This window comes from Streptococcus sp. DD11, from assembly GCF_001578865.1.
GTDB lineage: Bacteria > Bacillota > Bacilli > Lactobacillales > Streptococcaceae > Streptococcus > Streptococcus panodentis.
Window position 1 is genome coordinate 122,239 of sequence record NZ_KQ969394.1, and the last position, 20,167, is coordinate 142,405.

The following is a 20,167-nucleotide window of genomic DNA, read 5'->3' on the forward strand; positions in this document are numbered from 1 at the left end:
CACAAGCAAACAACTCCGTCTTTTCGTTTGCATCCTAGAAGCCGGGGCAAAAGTTAAGAGCGGGACAGCCACATTCTGCCACCTCAAAGCAAAAAGCAAGCTGTCACACCGGCAGCTTGCTTTTTACACTCTTCGAACATCAAAAGCACACTTCGTTCACTCGCTTTGCTTTACCCCCGTACTGCCTGCAGCTCCTTTCCTAGTCTGATTTTGATTTTCATTGTGTCTTACTTATTTTGATCCGCCCTGCTTTTCTCCCAGCAGACAGAAACGGCCCTTGGCATCCTGCTGATGCTCAATGTTTGTGAAGCCAGCCTGTTCTAAGCGAGCCGCCAACTCCTGACGGGAATAAATTTTCATGCCGGCAATTCGGGCTTCGTATTTTCTGCTTTTCTCGGAAGGGCTCAATTCACAAGCCAGCAGAAGACGGCCTCCCGGCTCTAAAACCCGCCAAATCTCTGCCAGACCGTTGGACAAATCCGGCCAAAAATAGACCGTTTCATAGGCCGTTACCAAATCAAAGCTCTCATCCTGGCAGGGAATTTTCTCAGCAGCCCCCTGCTGGAGCTGACAGCGCCGGCCAAAGTCACGGGTAACCTTTCGTGCCACTGTCAGACAGGCCTCAGAAGGGTCGATTCCTCTGGCCGAGGCTTGAGGAAATGTATCCATCAGCTCACGGAGGGAACCGCCTCCGCCGCAGCCGACATCCAGCATCTTAGTCGGCGTTCTCCGCCGAATCAAAGACAGACTCCAGACTACCAAAGCCAGATGCCCTCTGTTCATGCCCTTTGCCAAAAGCCGCCCCATAAACCCCTGAGGCTGACGAAACTGCTCCCATCTATTATTTGCCATTGGTTTTCTCCTTTACCATATCATTCCTACCTTTATTATAGCACAAAAAAGCAACCTGTCTCTACACCAAAAGGATCTGCATTCATGCCAGATCTTTACCAGATGAATGCAGATTCTAAAGACTATACTCAATGAAAATCATCAGCAAACGGGGGGGCAGAAATCAGCCTCGCTGTAGGCGGAGTTTCCGCAGGAAGGCGTCAAAAGCAGGACCATTTGACCAAAGCTGCACTTGCTTCATCAGCAGCCTTCCTGCCTCACCAGCTCGCTTCTGGGTTCGGGCTCAAAAGGCTCCCCGTATTGTTGGTTGGAACTGACAAAGTTTGAAGAATTGTTCGCAGAGGATTAGTCTTCTTTTTTGCTGCGGCTGCCGGCCAGCAGGCCGGTTCCTAAGAGGGCCAGACCGGCCATCGCCAGCAGCTGATCTTCCTGAGAGCCAGTGCTTGGCAGGGCTGCGTTAGGAGGGGTCTGAAGCTGCGGCTGCCTAATGTCTGCTTGACTGCCTCTCTCTGACTGAGCAAGGCGGCGGACTGGCTGCTCACTTGCCAGACTGCCGGCAGCAGCCGGCACCTTGCTGCCGACTTCGACGACTTCATCCACAGCCGGAAGCAGCACACTGTCCTCAACCACTCTGCGGCTGTCCCCCAGCACTTCGACAAGGATCCGACGCTGGCCGTTTTGGCCTGCTGTCACTACCCTGCGCCGGCCTTGCTCCAAATCCGGATTTTCACGTTCAAGACTCTTGAAAGGAATGTCCTCTGTCTGGATGTCCAAGTAAGGCTTTTCTTCTACCAAATCCTTGACCCCCTCATCTGGAGTGACCTGATGAGCCGGTTTCAGATTCAGGCCTGCAAGAGCAGCCTGCAAGCTTTGCACTGCCTTATCAACAGCCGCCTGCTCAGCAGCGGCGTCAGCCAAAATCTGCTTAGCCGCAGCAAGCGCCGCCTGATAGGCTTCAGCCGTTTCCTCTGTGTAAAGACTCGGATCAAAACCATCTGCACTGTCCACCGCCTGCTGCAGGGCTTCCTTATCAGCCGCAGGTGTCTGAAGATTGGTCACATAGAAGTTGCGGGCTTCCAAGCCGCCGTCCCAAAGTCCCAGCCCGACATAGGCGTCATTGTAGTAAGGGTCCACAGCATCGAAAGTATGCTTCAGATACTCCGTTCCGTCTACAAAAACGGTCACACTGTCCTTGCCTTTGATAAGTCTGACATGGTGGAATTGGCCGTCATTGAGATGCTTGCCCTCCATGCTGCCTTCTGCAATAGTCTCGCCCATAAAGCGGTAGAGCCGGATGGTATCATTGTCGCCAAACTGGATAGAGTAGGCATTGCGGGGATCCACATTTTCAGAAGCATAGAAGATATTGATCAGACCTTTTTGGTATTTGAGATCTACATCCAGAGCATAGTCAGAGAAAGGAATCTTCTGCTTGCCCATATAGTAATCATTGGCACTGGTATTCTGGTCATAGAGACTTTCGCCGTCCACATACCATTTGCCGGAAAGAGCTGTCAGGTCTGGAATATTGGTCTTGAAGTCATTGCGGGTAATGTTGATGGTAAAGACCTTGGACAGACTCGGATCTTGCTTAGAAGCCGCCGTTATCTTGACGGTTCCTCGCTGCAGGGCTCTTACCTGCAGTTTATTCCCCTCTTCCCTGACAGACACCAAATCTGGACTGTCCACGGTCCAGGTCACTTCCTGAGAAACAGCAGCCGGCATGACATAAGCTTTCAGATCCACTGTGTCACCGACATAGATATTGCTGACGACAGGAGAAGCCTGCACCAGGTCCAAGGCCTTGGTCGCAGCCAGCTTATCCTTCCAGATACTGGTCAGCGGATAGAGGGCAATGTCTGCCTGCGCTGCTCCGCCTTCTGCAAAGACACTGACGCCCAGACTGCTTGGTGCCGGGAAGATTTGGTTGGCACCTGCCACGGTATCGCCCTTGGCAAAGACCTCCACACTGGAGCGGTCTACATAGATATGCAGATCAATGCTGCCGTCCGCATTCTTCTTGACAGACTGGCTGTCCACCTGAGCAAATTTATTGCTGAGGATAATACCAGACTGACTGCGGTCAATGGACAGGGTTTCTGTTTCCAAATCATAGACAACCTTGGTCACTTCACCGTCACCGACCCGCAGATTGAAACCAACTTTCTTAGTCGTCTCGCCCGACCGGAAGGTGGATACAATCTCGTATTGGTCACCGGAAAAATCTTTGAGCAGGTCATTGCCCTCAGCGACTGCTGCATCTTTGAGAATGATGGCCCGATCTTCCTGCCGCAGGGACTTGTAGGCCTCAATAGGGGTTTGGGTCAGGCGGTAGCTGCCGTCCTCTTTGATCAGCCCCAGCTTTAGATGGAGATTAAAGGTTCCGTTGAATTTCTGCCCGACCGTATCAGCTACCAGATTGCAGTAGTCTTCCCAAGTATTCATCCAGTTGACTTCGATAAGCTCAGGCAGAGTCGGCTTGGCCTTGCTGCCAAAATCCTGCACATAGTAGGTCATGGCTGCATAGGAGTCCTTGCCGAAATTCATGGTCTGGTCGGCATTTTCAAAGTCAGCATCCGGCACAAAGGTCCACTTGCCTTCTACCTGCCGGAAATCCCCTACCTTGTAGGAGCGGCCGCCGCGGGACAGAACCCACTTGAGGCTGCCGTCATCAGCCAGCAAAGGATAGAGGTCCGGACACTCTGTATGGAGGTCGGCATAGGTTGACTCCACCTGCCAGTTAAGCAGATTGTCAGAAGAGTAAATCCTGAGCGGACCGCCGGCTATGACCATGAACCATTTATCCTCCCAGCGGAAAACTTTTGGATCGCGGAAGTCCCGAGACTGCAGCGGGTCATCACTCCAGTCAGCTGCAATCTGGTCTACCTTGGTCCAGGTCCTGCCTTCGTCCTTGCTGTAAGCCAGCTTGATGCGCTGGCCATTTCCGTCTGCAGTAATCAGCGCGACCAGACCGCCTTCATCATTGTCAAAAAGTCCGGAAGAATTGGTGCTGTCTGCCACGATGGTGCCGGAGAACATAGCCCCGTTGGCATCTGGGTAAAAGGCAACGGGCTGCTCCTCCCAGTGAATCAAATCCTTGCTGGTCACATGGGCCCAGTGCATCGGTCCCCATTTGGTATCATCATAAAACTGATAGAAGAAATGATAGACACCCTTGTAGTAGACCAGACCGTTGGGATCATTGGCCCAGCCATCCTTGACAGAGTAGTGGTACTGACCGCGGTAAAGCTCATTGTAATAGACTTCATCCTGCTGCCTGCGGTGGACATTGAGCCGATAGCTGACACTGACGTCCTGACCATCTGCATCGGTCACGGTGCTGGTGACAGTCAGATAGTTGGCGCCGACTGCCAGCGGGATATTTTTGAAATCACTGTAGCTATTGCCCGCTGCATCCGTCACCTGGACCTTGGCCTTGCTGTTCTTAGCTTGGATGGTTAGGTCTACCGTTTCTGCATCATACTTGACATACTGGATGGTAACAGGCGCAGTAAACTGACCTTTCTGCTCCACTGTCCCCCTTGCAGAGGACACCGTAATGTCCTCCAGTTCGGGATTGGTCTCAGGCGTGATTTCCTTGTAAAAGGTATTTTGGAAAAGAAGCTGACTATTCCAGTTGAGCAGGCCGAAGTAGCCTTCGGACAGATAGGTGTCCTGCCCCTTGTCGTCGCGCTGCAAGGTGTAATCGCCAGAGCTGGCAACCAGTACATCATTGACATAATAGGAAATCCAAGAGCCAATCGCCACAACCTTGAGCTGGTATTTATTGTCCGCTGTGGGCTCGATATGCTTTTCATTGATCAGCTGATCATCGCGGCCCTCCTGCCAGCGCCAGAATTTGACATTGTTGCTGCCGCCGTCAATGTTGACCGCATAGCTGCTCTTGTCATCTGGATTGTTATTGCCGCGGAAAATGAGCGCCGCTGCCCCTTCCTTGCTGAGGAAGGTCACATCCGTTGAGTAGACAAAGTCCTTGCCCCGACTCTGGGAGTACAGAAAGCTGTCCCCCTTGCCTCTGGCATCGCTGTAAAGGCCGTCACTGCGGACTTCCCAGGTTCCGTTTTGGTCTCCCTTGGCTTGGTCTAGATTGGTTTTGAAACCTTCCTGGCGGCTCCTGTCGGCAGCCCGATCAGCCGGAGCTGCACTCTCAGGCTGGACCCGATTGTCAGACACAGCCGATTTTTCTGAATCCGGCTGGACAGCAGGAGAAGCTTGCTCCTCATCCGCAGACTTTACGACAGGAGCTGTTGCTGCTGCATTTTCAGCTGCAGGGCTGGCTGCTTGGTCCGAAAGAGCTTCCGGCTTGCTTTCATGAGCCGGACTGACCGCTGGCTCACCAGCCGAACTCCCCGCAGCAGCGGTTTCGTCTGCAGCAGCTGCAACTCCCGCTTCAGCAGCGGCACTGTCCGCCTCAGCAGACTCTTTTGCAGCAAGTCCCAGCAAATCCTGATCAGCCGCTGGCTGGCTGACTTCTGTCACCTGGGCTCCTGCAGCTTGGCTGCCGACCTCATCCGCAGCGACCGGCCCCGCTTCCAGCATAAAAAGGCCAAAAGCCACTAAAGCACAGCCAAAAATCCAGCGCTTGCCGCTCTTTCTCATAAACCAATTTTTACATGTTTTTTCTTGGTAATCCTTCATTTTCACACCTCATGATCTAAAAAAATAAACACCTGAACTCCGCTGAATTTACCCTGACATAGCGCGCTCCTTTCCCGCTCTGCGCGGACTTTTTATCATTGAATGCAATCTTATCTGTCTTAAATATAGCAGATTATTGGAAACGTTTCACCTCACATTTGTCACAGAAACAAAATGACAGATGTCACATTTTTGAGAGCGCTTGCAAAAAAGGGTAAAAAAACCGAACGCGGGGTTCGGTCTTAAGATTTTAAAATTTATCCCTCCACATAAGTATGGAGCGGATAGGTTGGATATGCTGCTTCACGCGCCTTTTCGGAAGTGACATAGCCAGCCGGTGCATCCAGTACAGACGGGATGCGGTTGACAATGGTTCCACAGGTCAGGGCCACTGTGTCGGGCTTGCTGACAGAGAAGACCAGATCAGGCTGGCCGGTGATTTCCCAGTCGCACATATCCCCGTCGTCCTGACGGTAGACCTTGCCGATACACTCCACTTCCAGCTCGATGCCCTGATGGGTATGAATGGTCGTGACAGCCGACATACCGGTCACCTGACCAGCAGGAATGGTGCGGCCCAGCGTCTCTGAGTAAACATCCTCATCCAAGACATAAGGCACGCTCTTTTGGGAAATATCCTTGATGGTCCAGTTCATCTTGGAGCAAATGGCTTCTGCTGCATTCCACATATAGGACGGCAGACTCTCTGCCGAAGCGATTTCCCTGTCAAAACGCTCGATATCATAGCCCGCTCCATGAGCCTCTGCCAGAGCCAAACCGTAGTCCTCCACATTGTAGCTGGCCACCCCTTTGACTTTCTCAATCCGGTTCATGCCTGCCATAGCCAGACAAGGCAGGTTAATCCAGTAAATATCCTGCATACCAGATCCCATAATGGTTACCCCATGCTCCTTAGCCAGCTTGTCCAGACGATTGGTCTCAGAAGGCGAAGTCGTCCAAGGGTAGATAGCTTCCTCGCAGGTGGAAATGACATTGACCCCGTGCCGGATGGCTGTTTCAAAAAACCCATACATCTCTGGCATATAGGAAAAAATGGTCACGATAGCGATATCTGCATCGCAGCTGGCAAAAACCTGATCAGCATTGTCAGAAATGACCACGCCAGTCTTGTAGCCCAGGCCAGCGAAATCACCGACATCCTGGCCGACCAGCGCAGGATTGCTGTCAATGGCGCCGACAAGTTCCACCCCCTGGTCTGCCAAATAGCTGAACAGAACCCGGGACATCTTGCCGCAGCCGTACTGAACCGCACGAATCTTGCTGTTTCTCATTGTGTATCCTCCTTTGGTTAGCTGGGGCGAATTGAAAAATCCATTTTCATTCTAACTCAGCGTTTGTTATTTTCTTCACAAATATAGTATAATGTCTCTAGTAACTAGAGAGTCAATAGAGAGTTGAAAAAATGAAACCTATTTTGCGCATCGGAGAATTTTCCAAGATCAATCACATTTCCATCCAGACCCTGCGCTTTTATGACCAGATTGGCCTGCTGACACCCCACTGGATCGATCCGGACAGCAGCTACCGCTACTACCATATCAATCAGTCCTCCCTGGTCGATGCCATCCAGTACCTGCGGCAGCTGGATTTTTCACTGGAAGAAATCAAGGAAATCCTGTCAGACAAGGATAATTTTCACCTGCACCAGCTGATTGAGCAGCGTTACCAAAACCTGCTTCAGGAAAGAGATATCCTCAGCCAGCGGATTGAGGAACTAGAGCACTTCCGCTCCGGCGCCCTGCTCTACCAAGAAAAACAGCGCCAGCAGGATTTGGAAATACTGACCTTTCCCCAGCGAAAACTGCTGGTTTATGAGATTGACAACAATATCTACCAGATGTCCAGCGAGGAATATGAAGTCCACCTCCGCCGCTTCAAATCAGAAATCCTCAGCTACCATCCCTTTTTCAGCCATTTCAGCCGGGTCGGCTCCCTCATGAAGAAGTCCGATTTCCAGCAGAGCAACTGGCAGTCCAGCAAGCTTATCCTCTTTCAGCAGGAGGAAATCCCTCTGCCCAATATGAAAACCGCCACCCTGACCCAAGGAAGCTATGCCGTCAGCTACTGCCCCTCCTTTGAGGAAGAAATCCAGCAGCTCCCCCACTTCCGACAAGCCCTGGCCCAAGCCGGCTACCGTATTGCCGGCGACTACATCTGCGAAGTCATCCACGAACAGCCTCAGCTGGACCAAAACCAGCGGGATATGTTTATCCGCATGCAGGTTCGAGTGGAGGAAGGATAGAGCGGTTCCTGCAAACAGAAAAGCCCTCCGATTGGAAGGTTTTTCTCATCTTATAACTCTTTTAAAATCGTCTGCATCCAGTCTGATTTAGCCGGCAGAAGCCGAAGGACATAGACCTCCTGCCCGGCAATTTCGTAAAAGAGAATATAATCCTGAATCACTCGATACTTGATTGCCGTCTGCTGAGGTATACGAGCCGAAAGATTGGAACCGACTTTAGGAGACAGCTCCAGCTGCTTCACAAAATCAGCCAGGTCCTTTTTAAAAGCTGCAAGATTTTCTGGATAAACTCCTAGCCCTTGCTTATAAAACACTGCTTCCCGTGCATCTCTCAAAGCCTGAGCCGACACAGTAACACGGTAATTAGTCACTATCTTCCTCCAATAACTTTGCAAACTCTGACGCTGAATAAGTTTCTTCTGTCTTCAGAGAATGATAGCCCTTCTGCAATTCTTCCAGCAGCCTTACCGTAGCCTGAATATTCCGCCACTCATCAATGTCCACCACAGCATATTTGGCCATGCCATTTTTAGTCAGGATAACCTGCGAGCCCCGCTCAACGCTTTTAAGCGTCTGATTATAATTTCGCATATCCGAAACCGGCACCGTATTTTCCATCTGTTCCACCTCATACTTTAAGTAATATTTTACTTAAAATTATTGTATCATGAATGATGAAGCTGGTCAAATTAATCCGTCATCAATTAGTTTTTATTGCTATTTTGAAATCTTATGAAATAATGGACACAAATAAGAAAGCATAGGACAAGGGAAAAGTCCCAGCAGGGCATTGCTGAGACTTTTTTAGAGTAGCTGCGACTCCTAGTTCCGAGCTAGCAGCACTTACTTATCGTCTTTCTTATACAGTCATCCGAAAAATAGCGGAGTCACTTTTCCAACGTAATCGATGCGACGATATTAAATTAACCCCTAAATTTCAAATCATTAAAAACATCTTTTTTATAGCAAATTGTTTTATCATCTAAACAAGTATCTACTTTTACAAATTTAAATATTTCAGTTATTATAGTCACAATACCTTTATAGACATATTTAACTTTCTGATTATTATTTAAATTTCTTAGTGTAGTAGCTTGAAAATCAATATACCTTTCAAAGTCTAAATCTGAAGAATTCACAGTGAAATAACTTTGAACAATTGAGCCCTGATTATTAATCATTTTCTCTTGCTTTCTTAGATAATTGTAATTTAAATTATTATTAAAATCTAAAAAACTAAAATTTTCAATATTATCATTTATACTATCCAATAATTTTTGAGTGACTTCATGAATGCTATCCAAAGTAAAGGAAGCTGGCTCTATTCCCTCTTGAATTTCATAAAAGACTGATTGGAAGAATAATTCTGCACTTGTAGCTTCCAATGTTCTTTCTATTGAAGCAAAATAGCTAAAAATTATTTTTTCTCTAATTCCTAATGTATTATAAAAAAATACTTGATCTAGCAGAGCATTGGAATTCTCAGCAACTGTATTGTAATCTCCCCAATTTTGATTAACAATCTCTTGACTGTAGGTACTATAACCTCCCCTAGGAATTAAGGCATTTCCATTTTTTTTCAAATATTTATAAACTTTGATTCCGCCATTAAGATAACCAAAAAGAATAGTTTCTCCAACCTGCGTTTTGGCCAAGATATAAAACGAAGTGTTTCGCTTTCTCGCAATACGACTCCCGGACTTTAAATTAGGATGTACTACAGTAGAATTTAAATTATCTGGTGAGTCATAGTATACAATATCTTCTAAATATAAATCATTTTCTCTCATTAACAGTTTGACACATTCACCTCCATTGAGGTTATCTTTTTCTACTATAAAAGTCGGACGATACTTATCTTTCCGAGCCTCAAGTTCATCTAATTTCGCTTCATTTAATTTGGCTTGTTCCCTTTTAAAATCTTCATCACGTTGCTTTTGCGCATTTTGAAAACTGTAGATTGTAAATGTAATACTAAGAACTGTAGCATAAAAAGACATATATTTTAGCACAATAAACAATATAGCCTGTGGTAAGTTTATCAAATTAACATTGAACCCCTTAGTAAAGATTCTAAATAATCCTTCAATTAAGATGGGAAAAATAAAATTAAAAATATAAAATACCTTCTAAAATATTTTTTTATATGAATTTGAATCTTTTCCTGTTTCATTACATTAAGTTTGGGAGTTTTTAAGCGTTCTAAAAATTTCATTATTAACCTCATAAAAATGAATATTAGTTATAATAGTGTAAACTATTTAAATATACAACTCTAAAATGCAATAAGAGAGGCATCAATTTTTGCAACTAAAGTTGGAATAATTATTTGCTAATATCCACGGCTTGACAAGCCTCTACAAAAAGAACACCCCAAAAGGTGCTCTTTGTAAGTATAGTAATTCTTGCGAATTAACGTTTACTGAATTGTGAAGCTTTACGAGCTTTCTTAAGACCTGGTTTCTTCCGCTCTACCATACGGGCATCACGGGTCAGGAGGCCTGCGCGCTTGAGTGAGTCGCGGAAGTCTGGGTCTACTTGGAGCAGGGCACGGGCGATACCGTGACGGATAGCTCCTGATTGACCGCCGTAGCCGCCGCCGTTAACGTTTACGAAAACGTCGTATTGGCCTGCAGTTGAAGTCACTGCGAAAGGCTGGTTGATAACCAGACGGAGGTCAGCGTGGGGGATGTACTCTTCTACATCTTTTTTGTTGACAGTGATTTTACCAGTTCCTGGAACAAGGCGAACGCGTGCAACAGCGTTTTTACGGCGTCCAGTACCTGCATATTGTGCTTGTGACATGGCTTATGTGTTCCTTTCCTTAGATAAGTCCTGAAATATCAAGAACTTCTGGCTGTTGGGCAGCGTGAGTATGCTCAGCGCCTACAAATACTTTCAGTTTCATGCCTTGAGCACGTCCGAGAGTGTTGTGCGGAAGCATTCCCTTGACAGACTTTTCAATCAGGCGGACAGCATTTTTAGAGCGCAGTTCACCAGCAGAGATTTGCTTCAGTCCGCCTGGATACATAGAGTGGGTGTAGTAAATCTTATCCGTTGCTTTTTTACCAGTCAGTTTTACTTTTTCAGCATTGATAACGATGACGAAATCGCCAGTATCAGTGTGAGGGGTAAAGGTTGGTTTGTTTTTTCCGCGAAGTACGCTTGCAACAACAGCAGAAAGGCGTCCAAGAGGGACATCCGTAGCATCCACTACATACCATTTGCGTTCAACTTCACCTGGCTTAGCCATGTAGGTTGTTTTGTTCATGATTTCTCCTATGAATATCGTTTTTGTTTACAGGGCGGATGTTCCGGTCCGCGAGTTATTTGAAAGGTTCCGGGGCCTTACAAATGGGGTAAACAATACCGCCTTCTATCATATCAAAAATAGGAGGCAAAAGCAATAGATTTGAAAGAAATATTTGCAAAATAGCGATTTCAAATCTTCTAATCCTGATTTTCTGCAGCGATGCTGAAAAGCCCCAGAGTGCCCGGCCCGGTGTGGGTCGAAATGACCGGCCCCAGCGGTACCAGGAGGACTTCGGTCACCTGATCAGAAGCCAGCAGCTGCTCTTTGAGATTTTCAGCCGTTTCTCTTTCACCGGCATAGGCGATAACGACCCGCGGATCCGCAATCCCATCCAGAGTCAGCCGGACTACCTCGGACTGGGCCTTCTTCTTGCCGCGGACCTTAGCGACAGAATCCAGTGTCCCATCTCCCTTGACGGCAATGATGGGCTTGATATTGACCAGACTGCCCATGAGGGCTGCAGTCTTGGAAATACGGCCGCCCCGCATGAGGTGGTTGAGATCATCCACCAGAAAGTAGGTTTTGACCTTGGGGACGAGACTCTGAATCAGATCCGCTGTTTCTGTCAGGCTCTTGCCAGCCGCTCTGGCTTCGGCCGCCTTCATGACCAAGAGGCCTTCCCCCATGGAAGCCGCCTTGGTATCAATGATGGTAATGACCGCATCCGGAAAATCCTCCAGAACCATGTCCCGAGCCATGACAGCGCTTTGGTAGGTACCCGATAGGGCCGAGGCAAAGGCCACATAGAGGACCGCCGTCCCCTCCTTGGCATAAGTGCGAAAGGCTTCTTCAAACTGGCCGACATTGATCTGACTGGTGGTCGGCTGACTGCCGGCTTCCATCTTGGCTAGAAGCTGGTCGCTGGTCAGCCTGTCTGGTCCGACCGTTTCATAGGTCCGGCCGTCCAGCTGAATGGTCAGGCCCAGAACCTCTATCCCCTGCTCCTGGGTCCAGTTTTCCGGCAGGTCTGCCGTTGAGTCTGTTAATATTTTAAAGGTCATGTTTTTCTTTCTCCATCATTTTTTGTAACGCCCGCAGGGACGGATTGTCCATGGGCCGCAGAGGCGGCTTGGCACTGCTGATCTGGTCGGATACCTGATTGAGATCCGACTTGGTATCGGCTACCCGCTTTTCCAGCTCTCTGGCGGATACTCTCAAAGCTCCCTGCGCAAAGACCGTCCACTGCTCATTAAGGTCGCTGGTAGCGACGGACACCTGATTGCGGGGGGCATTGAGCTCAGCGGCTAAACGTTCGATATAGTCGTCAGCCGTTTCTTCTTCCTCAGTGAAGACCACTGTCACCTGAAATGCTTCATAAGACTGACGAATCCCCGGCATGTACTGGGCATCAAAGACACAGATAATCTCCAGCCCTTCAAAGCTGGCATAGTTGCTGAGTTTGTCCAGCAGAATGGTGCGGGCCGCATCCAAATCGCCGCGGGCAAAGAGCTGGTGTGTCTCCTGCCAGAAGGCAATCATATTGTAGCCGTCAACTAAAAGGATTTTTCTTTTTAAGGGCATCTTATTTCAACCGATTCCGAAAGACTTCATACATGAGAATAGCGGCTGCCACACTGGCATTGAGGCTTTGGACATGGCCATTCATGGGAATGGTCAGCATCTCATCGACCTGCTTTTTGATATTGCTGGAAATCCCCTTGCCTTCATTGCCGATGATGAGAGCCAGCTTGCCGGCTGTATTCCACTTGTGGGCAGAGGTTCCCTCCATATCGGTGCCAAAGATCCAGAAGCCAGCCTCCTTGAGCTTATCCAAAGTCTGGCTGAGATTGGTCACGCGGGCGATGGGAATGTGCTCCACTGCCCCGGTCGAGGTCTTGGCTACGACTGGTGTCACACCGACCGCCCGGTGCTTGGGAATGATGACTCCAGCTACATTGGTCGCGTCAGCCGTCCGCAAGATAGAGCCCAGATTGTGCGGGTCAGTCAGCCCGTCCAAGATAAGCAGCAGGGGATTGTCTTCCTGCTCTGCTCTTTGCAAAATAGCTGCCAAATCTGTATAGGCAAACTCCGCTACTCGCAGGACAAAGCCCTGATGGACCGCTCCGTCCGTCATCTCTTTCAAGGTTTTTTTAGGTGTCCAGGAAATAGATACCTTTTTTTCCGCTGCCAGATTCTTGATTGTATCGACCTTTTGGCCTCGCAGGTCATCCTGAATGTAGAGTTTATTTCCAGTGTTGGCGGCGAGTGCTTCTGTCACCGCATGCACACCGTAGACAATATCGTTTTTTTCCATAGGTCTAGTATAACACAAAGGTGCAAAAATAGCGGCAGGATTTACTCAGATGAGACAGAATTCTACCCGGATAAAAATAGACAAAGCAGCTAAATTCTGCAGCAAATCATGCTATAATAGAGGGAACTTTAAAAAAGAAATGTCCCAACTCATGTCTCTCCTCCAACGCACCATTAAACTGGCCCTGGCTACCTGTCTGGCTGCTTGGCTGGCTGATTTCTTAGGTCTGGCCTACTCAACCTCAGCCGGTATCATTGCCATCCTCAGTGTCTCCGATACCCGCCGCAGCACTCTGAAACTAGCTCGCAGCCGCTTTTTATCGACGGTTTTGGCCCTGACCATCGGCAGTCTGGCCTTTCACTTTCTGGGCTTCAACCTATGGGGCCTGGGAATCTATATCGCTATCTATGTGCCTCTGGCCTATCGGTGGGGCTGGGAAATCGGCATCACGCCCAGTACAGTGCTGGTCACCCATCTGCTCTTGGAGCGATCTACCTCCTGGGCTCTGCTGGGCAATGAGCTGGCTCTCTTTCTAATCGGAACGGGCTTTGCCCTCTTGGCCAATCTCTATATGCCCTCACGCCAGCGGGAAATTGACACCTATCATGAGCAGGTAGAAATTCAGCTGAAGAAAATCCTCCTGCGCTTCGAGTATTTCCTAACTGAGGGGGACGGCAGCAATGACGCGGCTCTCATCAAGGAGCTGGACAGCATGCTGCAGCAGGCCCTGCAGCTGGTCTATCTGGACCGCTCCAACCACCTCTTTCATCAGACCAACTACCATATCCACTATTTTGAAATGCGGCAGGCCCAGAACCGAATCCTGCGGGATATGGCCAGCAATATCAACACCTGTCATCTGGCAGCCAGCGAGAGCTTGATACTAGCGCAGCTTTTCTCCCAAACGGCCAAACAGCTGAGCCAGGAAAATCCCGCCTGCGATCTGCTGAACGAGATTGAAAGCTATCTGGCCCTCTTTCGCGAACGGCCGCTCCCCAAGACCCGTCAGGAATTTGAAACCCGGGCTATGCTCCTGCAGCTCCTGCGGAATCTGGAAACCTTTATTCAGATTAAGGTGGAATTTTATAGGAATTACAAAGAAGACTAGCTGCCTGAGAAGACAGCTAGTTTTCTTTACACACTTCTAAAATCTCTTCTTTACTTTTCTCTAAATGTTTCATTAAGTGAACAGAATCCAATTCATAGAGTAATTTTAAAACAAATTTCGCAATTTCCTTTTTTCTTCTTCTCCAAAAGGATCTACTTGCCCCTCAGAGGATTTCATTATCTCTTCAAAATGACTATTGGTATTAAAAGAAGACGATACATAGTATGTTTATAAAATTCAACATCTGAAGAAACTTTACTTAATACATCCTGATCTTTTGTTAAATCAGAAATACCCAACTTATAATTAAAGGTCGAATAATATAAATAGTTTTTGAGTGCCCTTAAAAACTTTGATGCAGACTCCTTGCTTTATTACTCCCCCTCCACATACCGAATGCACCAGTCAATCAGCTCTTCCAGTCGCTCGGTCTGCTCGGTCATGTGCAGGTAGCCCATGACCGCCTCAAAGCCGGTGGACATGCGGTAGGTGACGATGTCGGTATTCTTAGCCTTGGTGTGGCTGTTGGCATTGCGGCCGCGCTTGTAGAGTTCTTCTTCCTTGTCCGTCAGGAGGCCCTCTTCCAGCATGCGGGAGATGAGACCGGCCTGGGCTTTGGCCGAGACATACTTGGTCGCCTCCCGATGGAGCTGGTTGGGCTTGGTCAGGCCTTGGAAAATCAGGTGGCGGCGGATATACATAGAGTAGACCGCGTCACCTTCAAAGGCCAGGGCAATGCCGTTGATCAGGTTGACATCAGTCACGGGTCCACCTCACTCCGTCCTTGGTGTCCAAGAGTTTGATGCCCTGTTCTGCCAGCTGGTCCCGGATTTGATCAGCCCGGGCAAAGTCCTTGGCCGCACGCGCAGCCTGACGTTCCTCGATCAGCTGCTCAATATCCGCATCCAGCGCCTGCTCCACAAAGACAATCCCAAAAACTTCCAAAAGCTTGGCAAAGGCCGCCTTAACTTCAGTGGTGTAGTTACCAGAGTTGATCCACTTAGCCAGCTCAAAGACCACCGTGATGCCGTTTGCCGCATTGAAATCCTCGTCCATAGCTGCGGCAAATTTGTCCAGAAAAGCCTGCAGCTGGGCCTTATCTGCCTGGCCGGTAAAAGGCTGCTCGTAGGTGTTTTTCAGGTATTTAAGATTAGTCGCCGCATCATGAACCGCCTTCTCCGTAAAGTTAATAGGCTTGCGGTAATGCTGGGTAGCAAAGAAGAAGCGCAGCACCTGACCGTCAATAGTCTTGAGGGCATCGTGAACGGTGATGAAGTTGCCCAAAGACTTGGACATCTTAACATCGTCAATATTGACAAAGCCATTGTGCATCCAATAGTTGGCAAAAGTCTGACCAGTCTTGGCCTCTGACTGGGCGATTTCATTGGTATGGTGGGGGAATTCCAGATCGGCTCCGCCGCCGTGAATATCAATGGTGTCGCCCAGAATACTAGTGGACATGACCGAGCATTCAATATGCCAGCCCGGACGGCCTGCTCCCCAAGGGCTGTCCCAGGAAATCTCGCCCGGCTTGGCTGCCTTCCAAAGGGCAAAGTCCACTGGATTTTCCTTGCGGGCTGTCTCCTCATCTGTCCGCCCGGAAGCACCTAACTCCAAGTCTGCCAAGGTTTTGTTGGCTAGTTTGGCATAATTGTGAGATTTTTCCACACGGAAGTAGACATCGCCCTCTGACTCATAGGCGTAGCCCTTGGCCACCAAAGTCTGCACAAAGTCAATGATAGCTTCCATAAAGTCAATCACTCGCGGATGCTGAATAGCCGGCTTAACACCTAGCTGCTCAACGTCAGCACGAAAAGCTGCGATATACTTGTCAGCCACTTCTTTGGGAGTGATGCCTTCTTCCTTGGCTCGATGGATAATCTTATCATCTACATCTGTAAAATTGGAAATATAATTGACCTCAAATCCCCGATACTCAAAATAGCGACGAACCGTGTCAAAAGCTACTGTTGAGCGGGCATTGCCGACATGGATATAGTTATAAACCGTGGGCCCGCAGACATACATGCGAACCTTGCCCTCCTCAATGGGCACAAATTCACGTAGGCTGCGGGTCATGGTGTCGTAAATTTTAATCATGCGGTCCACTCCCTTCTCTATTTCTGACTTTTTCGGCTGAAAACCAGCTCTGCAAAAGGACCAAATTGTCTGAGGCTATCCAGTTGGTAAAAGCGCTGCCCTTCCTCTTGGGTAAAGAGGGGAACCCCCTTTCCTAGGATAAGGGGCGCAATCTGAATAATGAGGTGGTCGAAAAGATCCGCATCCAAGAGCGGTCCTACCAAGGAATTACCACCAATCACAAAGACATTTTTGCCTTTGTCAATCTGGTGAACAAAGTCCACCACATCCCCAGCTACTGGCTGGTAATTGCTGACAGGCAGGTGCCTATCATGCGTAAAGACATAGTTTTCCGTAGCTTGATAAAAACTTTCTACATCTTGCAAATCTTGGATTTCCTCAAAGGTCCGCTTGCCCATGATGGTGATATCCATTTGCCTGTAAAAGTCATCATAGCCTGTATCCTCTACAGAACCAAGCTGATGCAGCCAGTCTATCCTGTGCTGGCTGTCTGCCAAGTAGCCATCCATGGTGATACAGCCGTAAAAATATACTGCCATTCTTGTAGTTACCTTTCTAGTTCCTTTGCTATTGTCAAAGCGATAGTGAAAAAAGTCATGTCATCAGCTATCCGCTCTGCATGGCGGGCATCCCAGGTTCGGTTATGATGATCCACATAGTCAGCCGTATAGAAGAACTGATAGACCTTGGTCTTACGAAACTGGCTCCAGGCCATAATCGCCGAAGCCTCCATGTCCACCACTTGGGCTCCAGCAGCCAAGCGACGCTTGACCTTATCCGGCGTCTCCCGGTAAAAGGCATCCGTGGTCCAGGACTTGGTCCGGATATGCTCAATACCATGCTTATCAAAGATGGCTTCCATCTTGGCCAGCAAGACTTCATCATAGGCAATCTCCGGACTGGCCGGAGCATAGTGGTAACTGGTCCCTTCATCCCGCAGGGCAGCAGTCGGCAGGATAATCCTGTCCGCCACAATCCCCCGGTCCAAGACACCGCAGGAACCCAGTACAATAAAGTTTTTGAAGCCTCTGGCTGCCAATTCTTCCAACTGCCCGACTGTCATGGGTGCCCCGATGAGCGCCAGCATGACTGCCACTTCAATATCTCCTTGCTGATAAATATACCAAGAATGCAGGCCATTGAGGCTCTTGAGATGGCCGCCTGGCCGGACCGCATCCGACTCCAGCAAGCGCTCAATGATCTGACCATTAAAGGACAGGATGATGGTGTCGCAAATCTGTCCAGGCTCCAGTATCTGTTTATCCGTCGGCTCAATGACCCCAGGCACGTTTTCAAATTCTTCCAGAAGCATAAACCGTCCCTTTCTTATGAGCCCAGCAAATCCCGCTTCATCTTCTCAATGCGGCGCAGCTTGGTCTCATCTTTTTTGGCCTCACTGATATAGCGAGCCCATTCTCGCTGGTGGCTAAGCGGGAGTTTGATAAAGCGCTCCTTGGCAGGACTGTCCAAGCGGTCTTTCAGTTCAAGGACTGCCTGGTTCAAAATAGCGTCTGATAAATCTGACACAGTCGTCTCCTCCTGTCATAATTTTCACTTCAATAACTTGGCCAACAAAGCCTGACAGCTTTTCTACAGCCCCGATGAATGATGGCTGGCCTCGCGGGCCTGCTCCAGCTTGTCCAGATAGTATTCCCGCTTTTCCTCTTCTTCGTGGATAGCCGGCTCGTCCTTCTGACCGTGAACCCGGACGATTTTGGCCGGAATCCCGACCACCGTTACATCAGCTGGTACATCCGCTACGACAACCGCTCCGGCCCCGACCTTGGCTTTCTCGCCGATTTCAATCGGACCGATCACCTGCGAATGGGCAGAAATCAAAGCTCCCCGGCGAACCGTCGGATGGCGTTTGCCGGTGTCCTTGCCGGTTCCTCCCAGCGTCACACCGTGGTAGAGCATGGCTCCTTTTTCGACAATGGCTGTTTCGCCGATGACCAGGCCGCTGCCATGGTCGATAAAGACACCGGACTCAATCTGAGCACCAGGATGAATCTCAATCTGGGTCCAAAAGCGCCAGAACTGGCTGTTCATCCGTGCCAGAAGCTTAAAGCCGTGCTTCCACAAAAAGTGGGAAATCCGATGGGCTGCTAAGGCCTTAACCCCCGGATAGGTGAGGACAACCTCCAGCGAAGTACGAGCTGCTGGATCATTTTCTTTTACTATATCAATGGTTTCTTTCCACCAACCCATCTTCTTCTCCTTTATGATTTTAAAAACAAGGGATTTGTCCGAACGCCTGCCAAAGGTCTTTTTCTTGCAGACGGACAGTCTATCCCTCTTTTTCCATTATCCTTCCGGCTTTTCTGCCTTTGTTTCCTGCTGCTCCTTATGAGCCTTAGGATGGTGAGGCTTGTCATGGTGCTTTCTTGGCTTATCAGACTTTGGCGGACGGGGCAGCAGCACCTTCATAGAAGCATCTACCCGGCCCTTGGCATCAATCTTGATTACCTTAACATCCACTTCATCACCGATTTGCACCAGATCTTCTACATTGTTGGTGCGGGTCCAGGCCATTTCTGAAATGTGGACCAGCGCATCGGTCTTGTCAAAGAGATTGACAAAGGCACCGAACTTCTCAATGCGGACTACCTTGGCATGATAAACCTCATCTACCTTAGCCTCACGGACCAGAGCTGCGATGATTTCCTTGGCCCGATTGATGGCATCCTGATCGCTAGAGTAAATGGCTACATTGCCTTCGTCGTCAATATCAATCTTAACGCCGGTTTCAGCGATGATCTTGTCAATGGTCTCACCGCCCTTGCCGATGACAATCTTAATCTTGTCCACATCGATCTTAATAGTATCAATTTTCGGAGCGGTCGGAGCCAGTTCAGGCCGCGGAGCTGGAATGGTCGCTTCAATCAAATCCAGAATTTCAAAACGGGCTTTCTTGGCCTGAGCCAGCGCTTCTGTCAGGATTTCCGCTGTGATTCCCGCTATCTTAATATCCATCTGCAGGGCTGTAATCCCCTCACGGGTTCCCGCCACCTTGAAGTCCATATCGCCAAAGTGGTCTTCCAGACCCTGGATGTCGGTCAGAACCGTGTAATTGCTGCCGTCTGAGATCAGTCCCATAGCAATTCCGGCAACCGGTGCCTTGATGGGCACACCGCCGGCCATCAGTGCCAGCGTGCCTGCACAGATTGATGCCTGAGAGGACGAACCGTTTGACTCCAGTACTTCTGCTACCAGCCGGATGGCATAAGGGAAGTCCTCCAGGCTCGGCAGGACCTGCTCCAAAGCCCGCTCACCCAAGGCACCGTGCCCGATTTCCCGGCGGCCGGGCGCTCCATAGCGGCCCGTCTCACCGACTGAATACTGCGGAAAATTGTAGTGGTGCATGAAGCGTTTCTTGTATTCCGGATCCAGCCCATCTACAATCTGGGTCTCGCCCATCGGTGCCAAGGTCAGGACAGACAGAGCCTGAGTTTGCCCGCGGGTAAAGAGACCGGATCCGTGCACGCGGGGCAGGTAGTCTACTTCCGCATCCAGCGGCCGGATTTCATCTACCTTACGGCCATCCGGACGGACCTTGTCTTCTGTAATCAAGCGGCGGACTTCCGCATGCTCCATCCGCTCCAGAATCTCCGCCACATC

20 protein-coding genes are annotated in these 20,167 nt (G+C 49.2%); 2 read left to right on the plus strand and 18 right to left on the minus strand.

Features of this window, described 5'->3' with window-relative positions; genetic code table 11:
• Positions 1 to 231 precede the first annotated feature (231 nt).
• The 3 genes from STRDD11_RS06510 to STRDD11_RS06520 form a co-directional block, all read right to left on the minus strand.
• Positions 232 to 852 carry a class I SAM-dependent methyltransferase gene (locus tag STRDD11_RS06510; protein WP_128836548.1) on the minus strand — a complete coding sequence of 207 codons (621 nt, stop codon included), beginning with the start codon at positions 850 to 852 and terminating at the stop codon, positions 232 to 234.
• Positions 853 to 1,197: 345 nt separating this feature from the next.
• Positions 1,198 to 5,511, minus strand: coding sequence for a GH32 C-terminal domain-containing protein (locus STRDD11_RS06515; RefSeq protein WP_128836550.1), 4,314 nt, complete (start codon positions 5,509 to 5,511; stop codon positions 1,198 to 1,200).
• A gap of 257 nt (positions 5,512 to 5,768) precedes the next feature.
• On the minus strand, positions 5,769 to 6,803 hold the full coding sequence (locus tag STRDD11_RS06520) for an NAD(P)H-dependent amine dehydrogenase family protein (protein ID WP_128836552.1): 1,035 nt from the start codon (positions 6,801 to 6,803) through the stop codon (positions 5,769 to 5,771).
• A gap of 131 nt (positions 6,804 to 6,934) precedes the next feature.
• Between STRDD11_RS06520 and STRDD11_RS06525 the strand changes: the two genes are divergently transcribed.
• A complete protein-coding gene (locus STRDD11_RS06525; RefSeq protein WP_128836554.1) occupies positions 6,935 to 7,774 on the plus strand; it encodes a MerR family transcriptional regulator in 840 nt (279 codons plus the stop codon).
• A gap of 50 nt (positions 7,775 to 7,824) precedes the next feature.
• Here the strand turns inward: STRDD11_RS06525 and STRDD11_RS06530 are convergent, their stop codons facing one another.
• The 8 genes from STRDD11_RS06530 to rlmB form a co-directional block, all read right to left on the minus strand.
• Positions 7,825 to 8,145: a type II toxin-antitoxin system RelE/ParE family toxin gene (locus STRDD11_RS06530; RefSeq protein ID WP_128836557.1), complete on the minus strand. Its 321-nt coding sequence runs from the start codon at positions 8,143 to 8,145 to the stop codon at positions 7,825 to 7,827.
• Positions 8,138 to 8,392, minus strand: a complete 255-nt coding sequence (locus STRDD11_RS06535; protein ID WP_128836560.1) for a type II toxin-antitoxin system prevent-host-death family antitoxin — start codon at positions 8,390 to 8,392, stop codon at positions 8,138 to 8,140. The genes STRDD11_RS06530 and STRDD11_RS06535 overlap by 8 nt, the downstream gene beginning before the upstream one ends.
• 305 nt (positions 8,393 to 8,697) lie before the next feature.
• A complete protein-coding gene (locus STRDD11_RS06540; RefSeq protein ID WP_128836562.1) occupies positions 8,698 to 9,819 on the minus strand; it encodes a hypothetical protein in 1,122 nt (373 codons plus the stop codon).
• A 367-nt stretch (positions 9,820 to 10,186) separates the two neighbouring features.
• A complete protein-coding gene (gene rpsI, locus STRDD11_RS06545; RefSeq protein WP_128836565.1) occupies positions 10,187 to 10,579 on the minus strand; it encodes a 30S ribosomal protein S9 in 393 nt (130 codons plus the stop codon).
• Positions 10,580 to 10,598: 19 nt separating this feature from the next.
• Entirely contained in the window at positions 10,599 to 11,045 is a 447-nt protein-coding gene (rplM, locus tag STRDD11_RS06550; RefSeq protein ID WP_002893769.1) for a 50S ribosomal protein L13, read from the minus strand.
• A gap of 179 nt (positions 11,046 to 11,224) precedes the next feature.
• Positions 11,225 to 12,088 (minus strand): DegV family protein, encoded by an 864-nt coding sequence (locus tag STRDD11_RS06555; RefSeq protein ID WP_128836567.1) that lies wholly within the window; start codon positions 12,086 to 12,088, stop codon positions 11,225 to 11,227.
• Positions 12,078 to 12,608, minus strand: coding sequence for an NYN domain-containing protein (locus STRDD11_RS06560; protein WP_128836569.1), 531 nt, complete (start codon positions 12,606 to 12,608; stop codon positions 12,078 to 12,080). The genes STRDD11_RS06555 and STRDD11_RS06560 overlap by 11 nt, the downstream gene beginning before the upstream one ends.
• A gap of 1 nt (position 12,609) precedes the next feature.
• Positions 12,610 to 13,341 carry a 23S rRNA (guanosine(2251)-2'-O)-methyltransferase RlmB gene (gene rlmB / locus STRDD11_RS06565; RefSeq protein ID WP_128836572.1) on the minus strand — a complete coding sequence of 244 codons (732 nt, stop codon included), beginning with the start codon at positions 13,339 to 13,341 and terminating at the stop codon, positions 12,610 to 12,612.
• Positions 13,342 to 13,492: 151 nt separating this feature from the next.
• Here rlmB and STRDD11_RS06570 point away from each other — a divergent pair, with 151 nt between their 5' ends.
• The gene (locus STRDD11_RS06570; protein ID WP_128836574.1) at positions 13,493 to 14,449 is read left to right on the plus strand and encodes an aromatic acid exporter family protein; all 957 of its coding nucleotides are present in this window, start codon (positions 13,493 to 13,495) and stop codon (positions 14,447 to 14,449) included.
• 374 nt (positions 14,450 to 14,823) lie between these two features.
• Here the strand turns inward: STRDD11_RS06570 and STRDD11_RS06575 are convergent, their stop codons facing one another.
• From STRDD11_RS06575 to pnp, 7 genes are all read right to left on the minus strand, one after another.
• Entirely contained in the window at positions 14,824 to 15,213 is a 390-nt protein-coding gene (locus STRDD11_RS06575; RefSeq protein ID WP_128836577.1) for a Mini-ribonuclease 3, read from the minus strand.
• Positions 15,206 to 16,549: a cysteine--tRNA ligase gene (gene cysS, locus STRDD11_RS06580; protein ID WP_128836579.1), complete on the minus strand. Its 1,344-nt coding sequence runs from the start codon at positions 16,547 to 16,549 to the stop codon at positions 15,206 to 15,208. Before cysS ends, STRDD11_RS06575 begins: the two co-directional genes overlap by 8 nt.
• A 17-nt stretch (positions 16,550 to 16,566) precedes the next feature.
• Positions 16,567 to 17,088: a dihydrofolate reductase family protein gene (locus tag STRDD11_RS06585; protein WP_000301974.1), complete on the minus strand. Its 522-nt coding sequence runs from the start codon at positions 17,086 to 17,088 to the stop codon at positions 16,567 to 16,569.
• Between the two features lie 8 nt (positions 17,089 to 17,096).
• Positions 17,097 to 17,861 carry a nucleoside phosphorylase gene (locus STRDD11_RS06590; protein ID WP_128836582.1) on the minus strand — a complete coding sequence of 255 codons (765 nt, stop codon included), beginning with the start codon at positions 17,859 to 17,861 and terminating at the stop codon, positions 17,097 to 17,099.
• A gap of 14 nt (positions 17,862 to 17,875) precedes the next feature.
• Positions 17,876 to 18,076, minus strand: a complete 201-nt coding sequence (locus STRDD11_RS06595) for a YdeI/OmpD-associated family protein (RefSeq protein ID WP_128836585.1) — start codon at positions 18,074 to 18,076, stop codon at positions 17,876 to 17,878.
• Between the two features lie 63 nt (positions 18,077 to 18,139).
• On the minus strand, positions 18,140 to 18,757 hold the full coding sequence (gene cysE / locus STRDD11_RS06600) for a serine O-acetyltransferase (RefSeq protein ID WP_128836588.1): 618 nt from the start codon (positions 18,755 to 18,757) through the stop codon (positions 18,140 to 18,142).
• A gap of 96 nt (positions 18,758 to 18,853) precedes the next feature.
• A partial coding sequence (gene pnp, locus STRDD11_RS06605; RefSeq protein ID WP_128836838.1) for a polyribonucleotide nucleotidyltransferase occupies positions 18,854 to 20,167 on the minus strand: 1,314 nt, incomplete at its 5' end.

Excerpts from the sequence above, each read along its gene's own strand:
- STRDD11_RS06555 (WP_128836567.1), bottom strand. The coding sequence starts at position 12,088 with ATGACCTTTAAAATATTAACAGACTCAACGGCAGACCTGCCGGAAAAC.
- cysS (WP_128836579.1), bottom strand. The coding sequence starts at position 16,549 with ATGATTAAAATTTACGACACCATGACCCGCAGCCTACGTGAATTTGTG.
- cysE (WP_128836588.1), bottom strand. The coding sequence starts at position 18,757 with ATGGGTTGGTGGAAAGAAACCATTGATATAGTAAAAGAAAATGATCCA.
- rplM (WP_002893769.1), bottom strand. The coding sequence starts at position 11,045 with ATGAACAAAACAACCTACATGGCTAAGCCAGGTGAAGTTGAACGCAAA.
- STRDD11_RS06560 (WP_128836569.1), bottom strand. The coding sequence starts at position 12,608 with ATGCCCTTAAAAAGAAAAATCCTTTTAGTTGACGGCTACAATATGATT.
- STRDD11_RS06510 (WP_128836548.1), bottom strand. The coding sequence starts at position 852 with ATGGCAAATAATAGATGGGAGCAGTTTCGTCAGCCTCAGGGGTTTATG.
- STRDD11_RS06525 (WP_128836554.1), top strand. The coding sequence starts at position 6,935 with ATGAAACCTATTTTGCGCATCGGAGAATTTTCCAAGATCAATCACATT.
- STRDD11_RS06535 (WP_128836560.1), bottom strand. The coding sequence starts at position 8,392 with ATGGAAAATACGGTGCCGGTTTCGGATATGCGAAATTATAATCAGACG.
- STRDD11_RS06520 (WP_128836552.1), bottom strand. The coding sequence starts at position 6,803 with ATGAGAAACAGCAAGATTCGTGCGGTTCAGTACGGCTGCGGCAAGATG.
- STRDD11_RS06515 (WP_128836550.1), bottom strand. The coding sequence starts at position 5,511 with ATGAAGGATTACCAAGAAAAAACATGTAAAAATTGGTTTATGAGAAAG.
- STRDD11_RS06590 (WP_128836582.1), bottom strand. The coding sequence starts at position 17,861 with ATGCTTCTGGAAGAATTTGAAAACGTGCCTGGGGTCATTGAGCCGACG.
- STRDD11_RS06570 (WP_128836574.1), top strand. The coding sequence starts at position 13,493 with ATGTCTCTCCTCCAACGCACCATTAAACTGGCCCTGGCTACCTGTCTG.
- rpsI (WP_128836565.1), bottom strand. The coding sequence starts at position 10,579 with ATGTCACAAGCACAATATGCAGGTACTGGACGCCGTAAAAACGCTGTT.
- rlmB (WP_128836572.1), bottom strand. The coding sequence starts at position 13,341 with ATGGAAAAAAACGATATTGTCTACGGTGTGCATGCGGTGACAGAAGCA.
- STRDD11_RS06585 (WP_000301974.1), bottom strand. The coding sequence starts at position 17,088 with ATGGCAGTATATTTTTACGGCTGTATCACCATGGATGGCTACTTGGCA.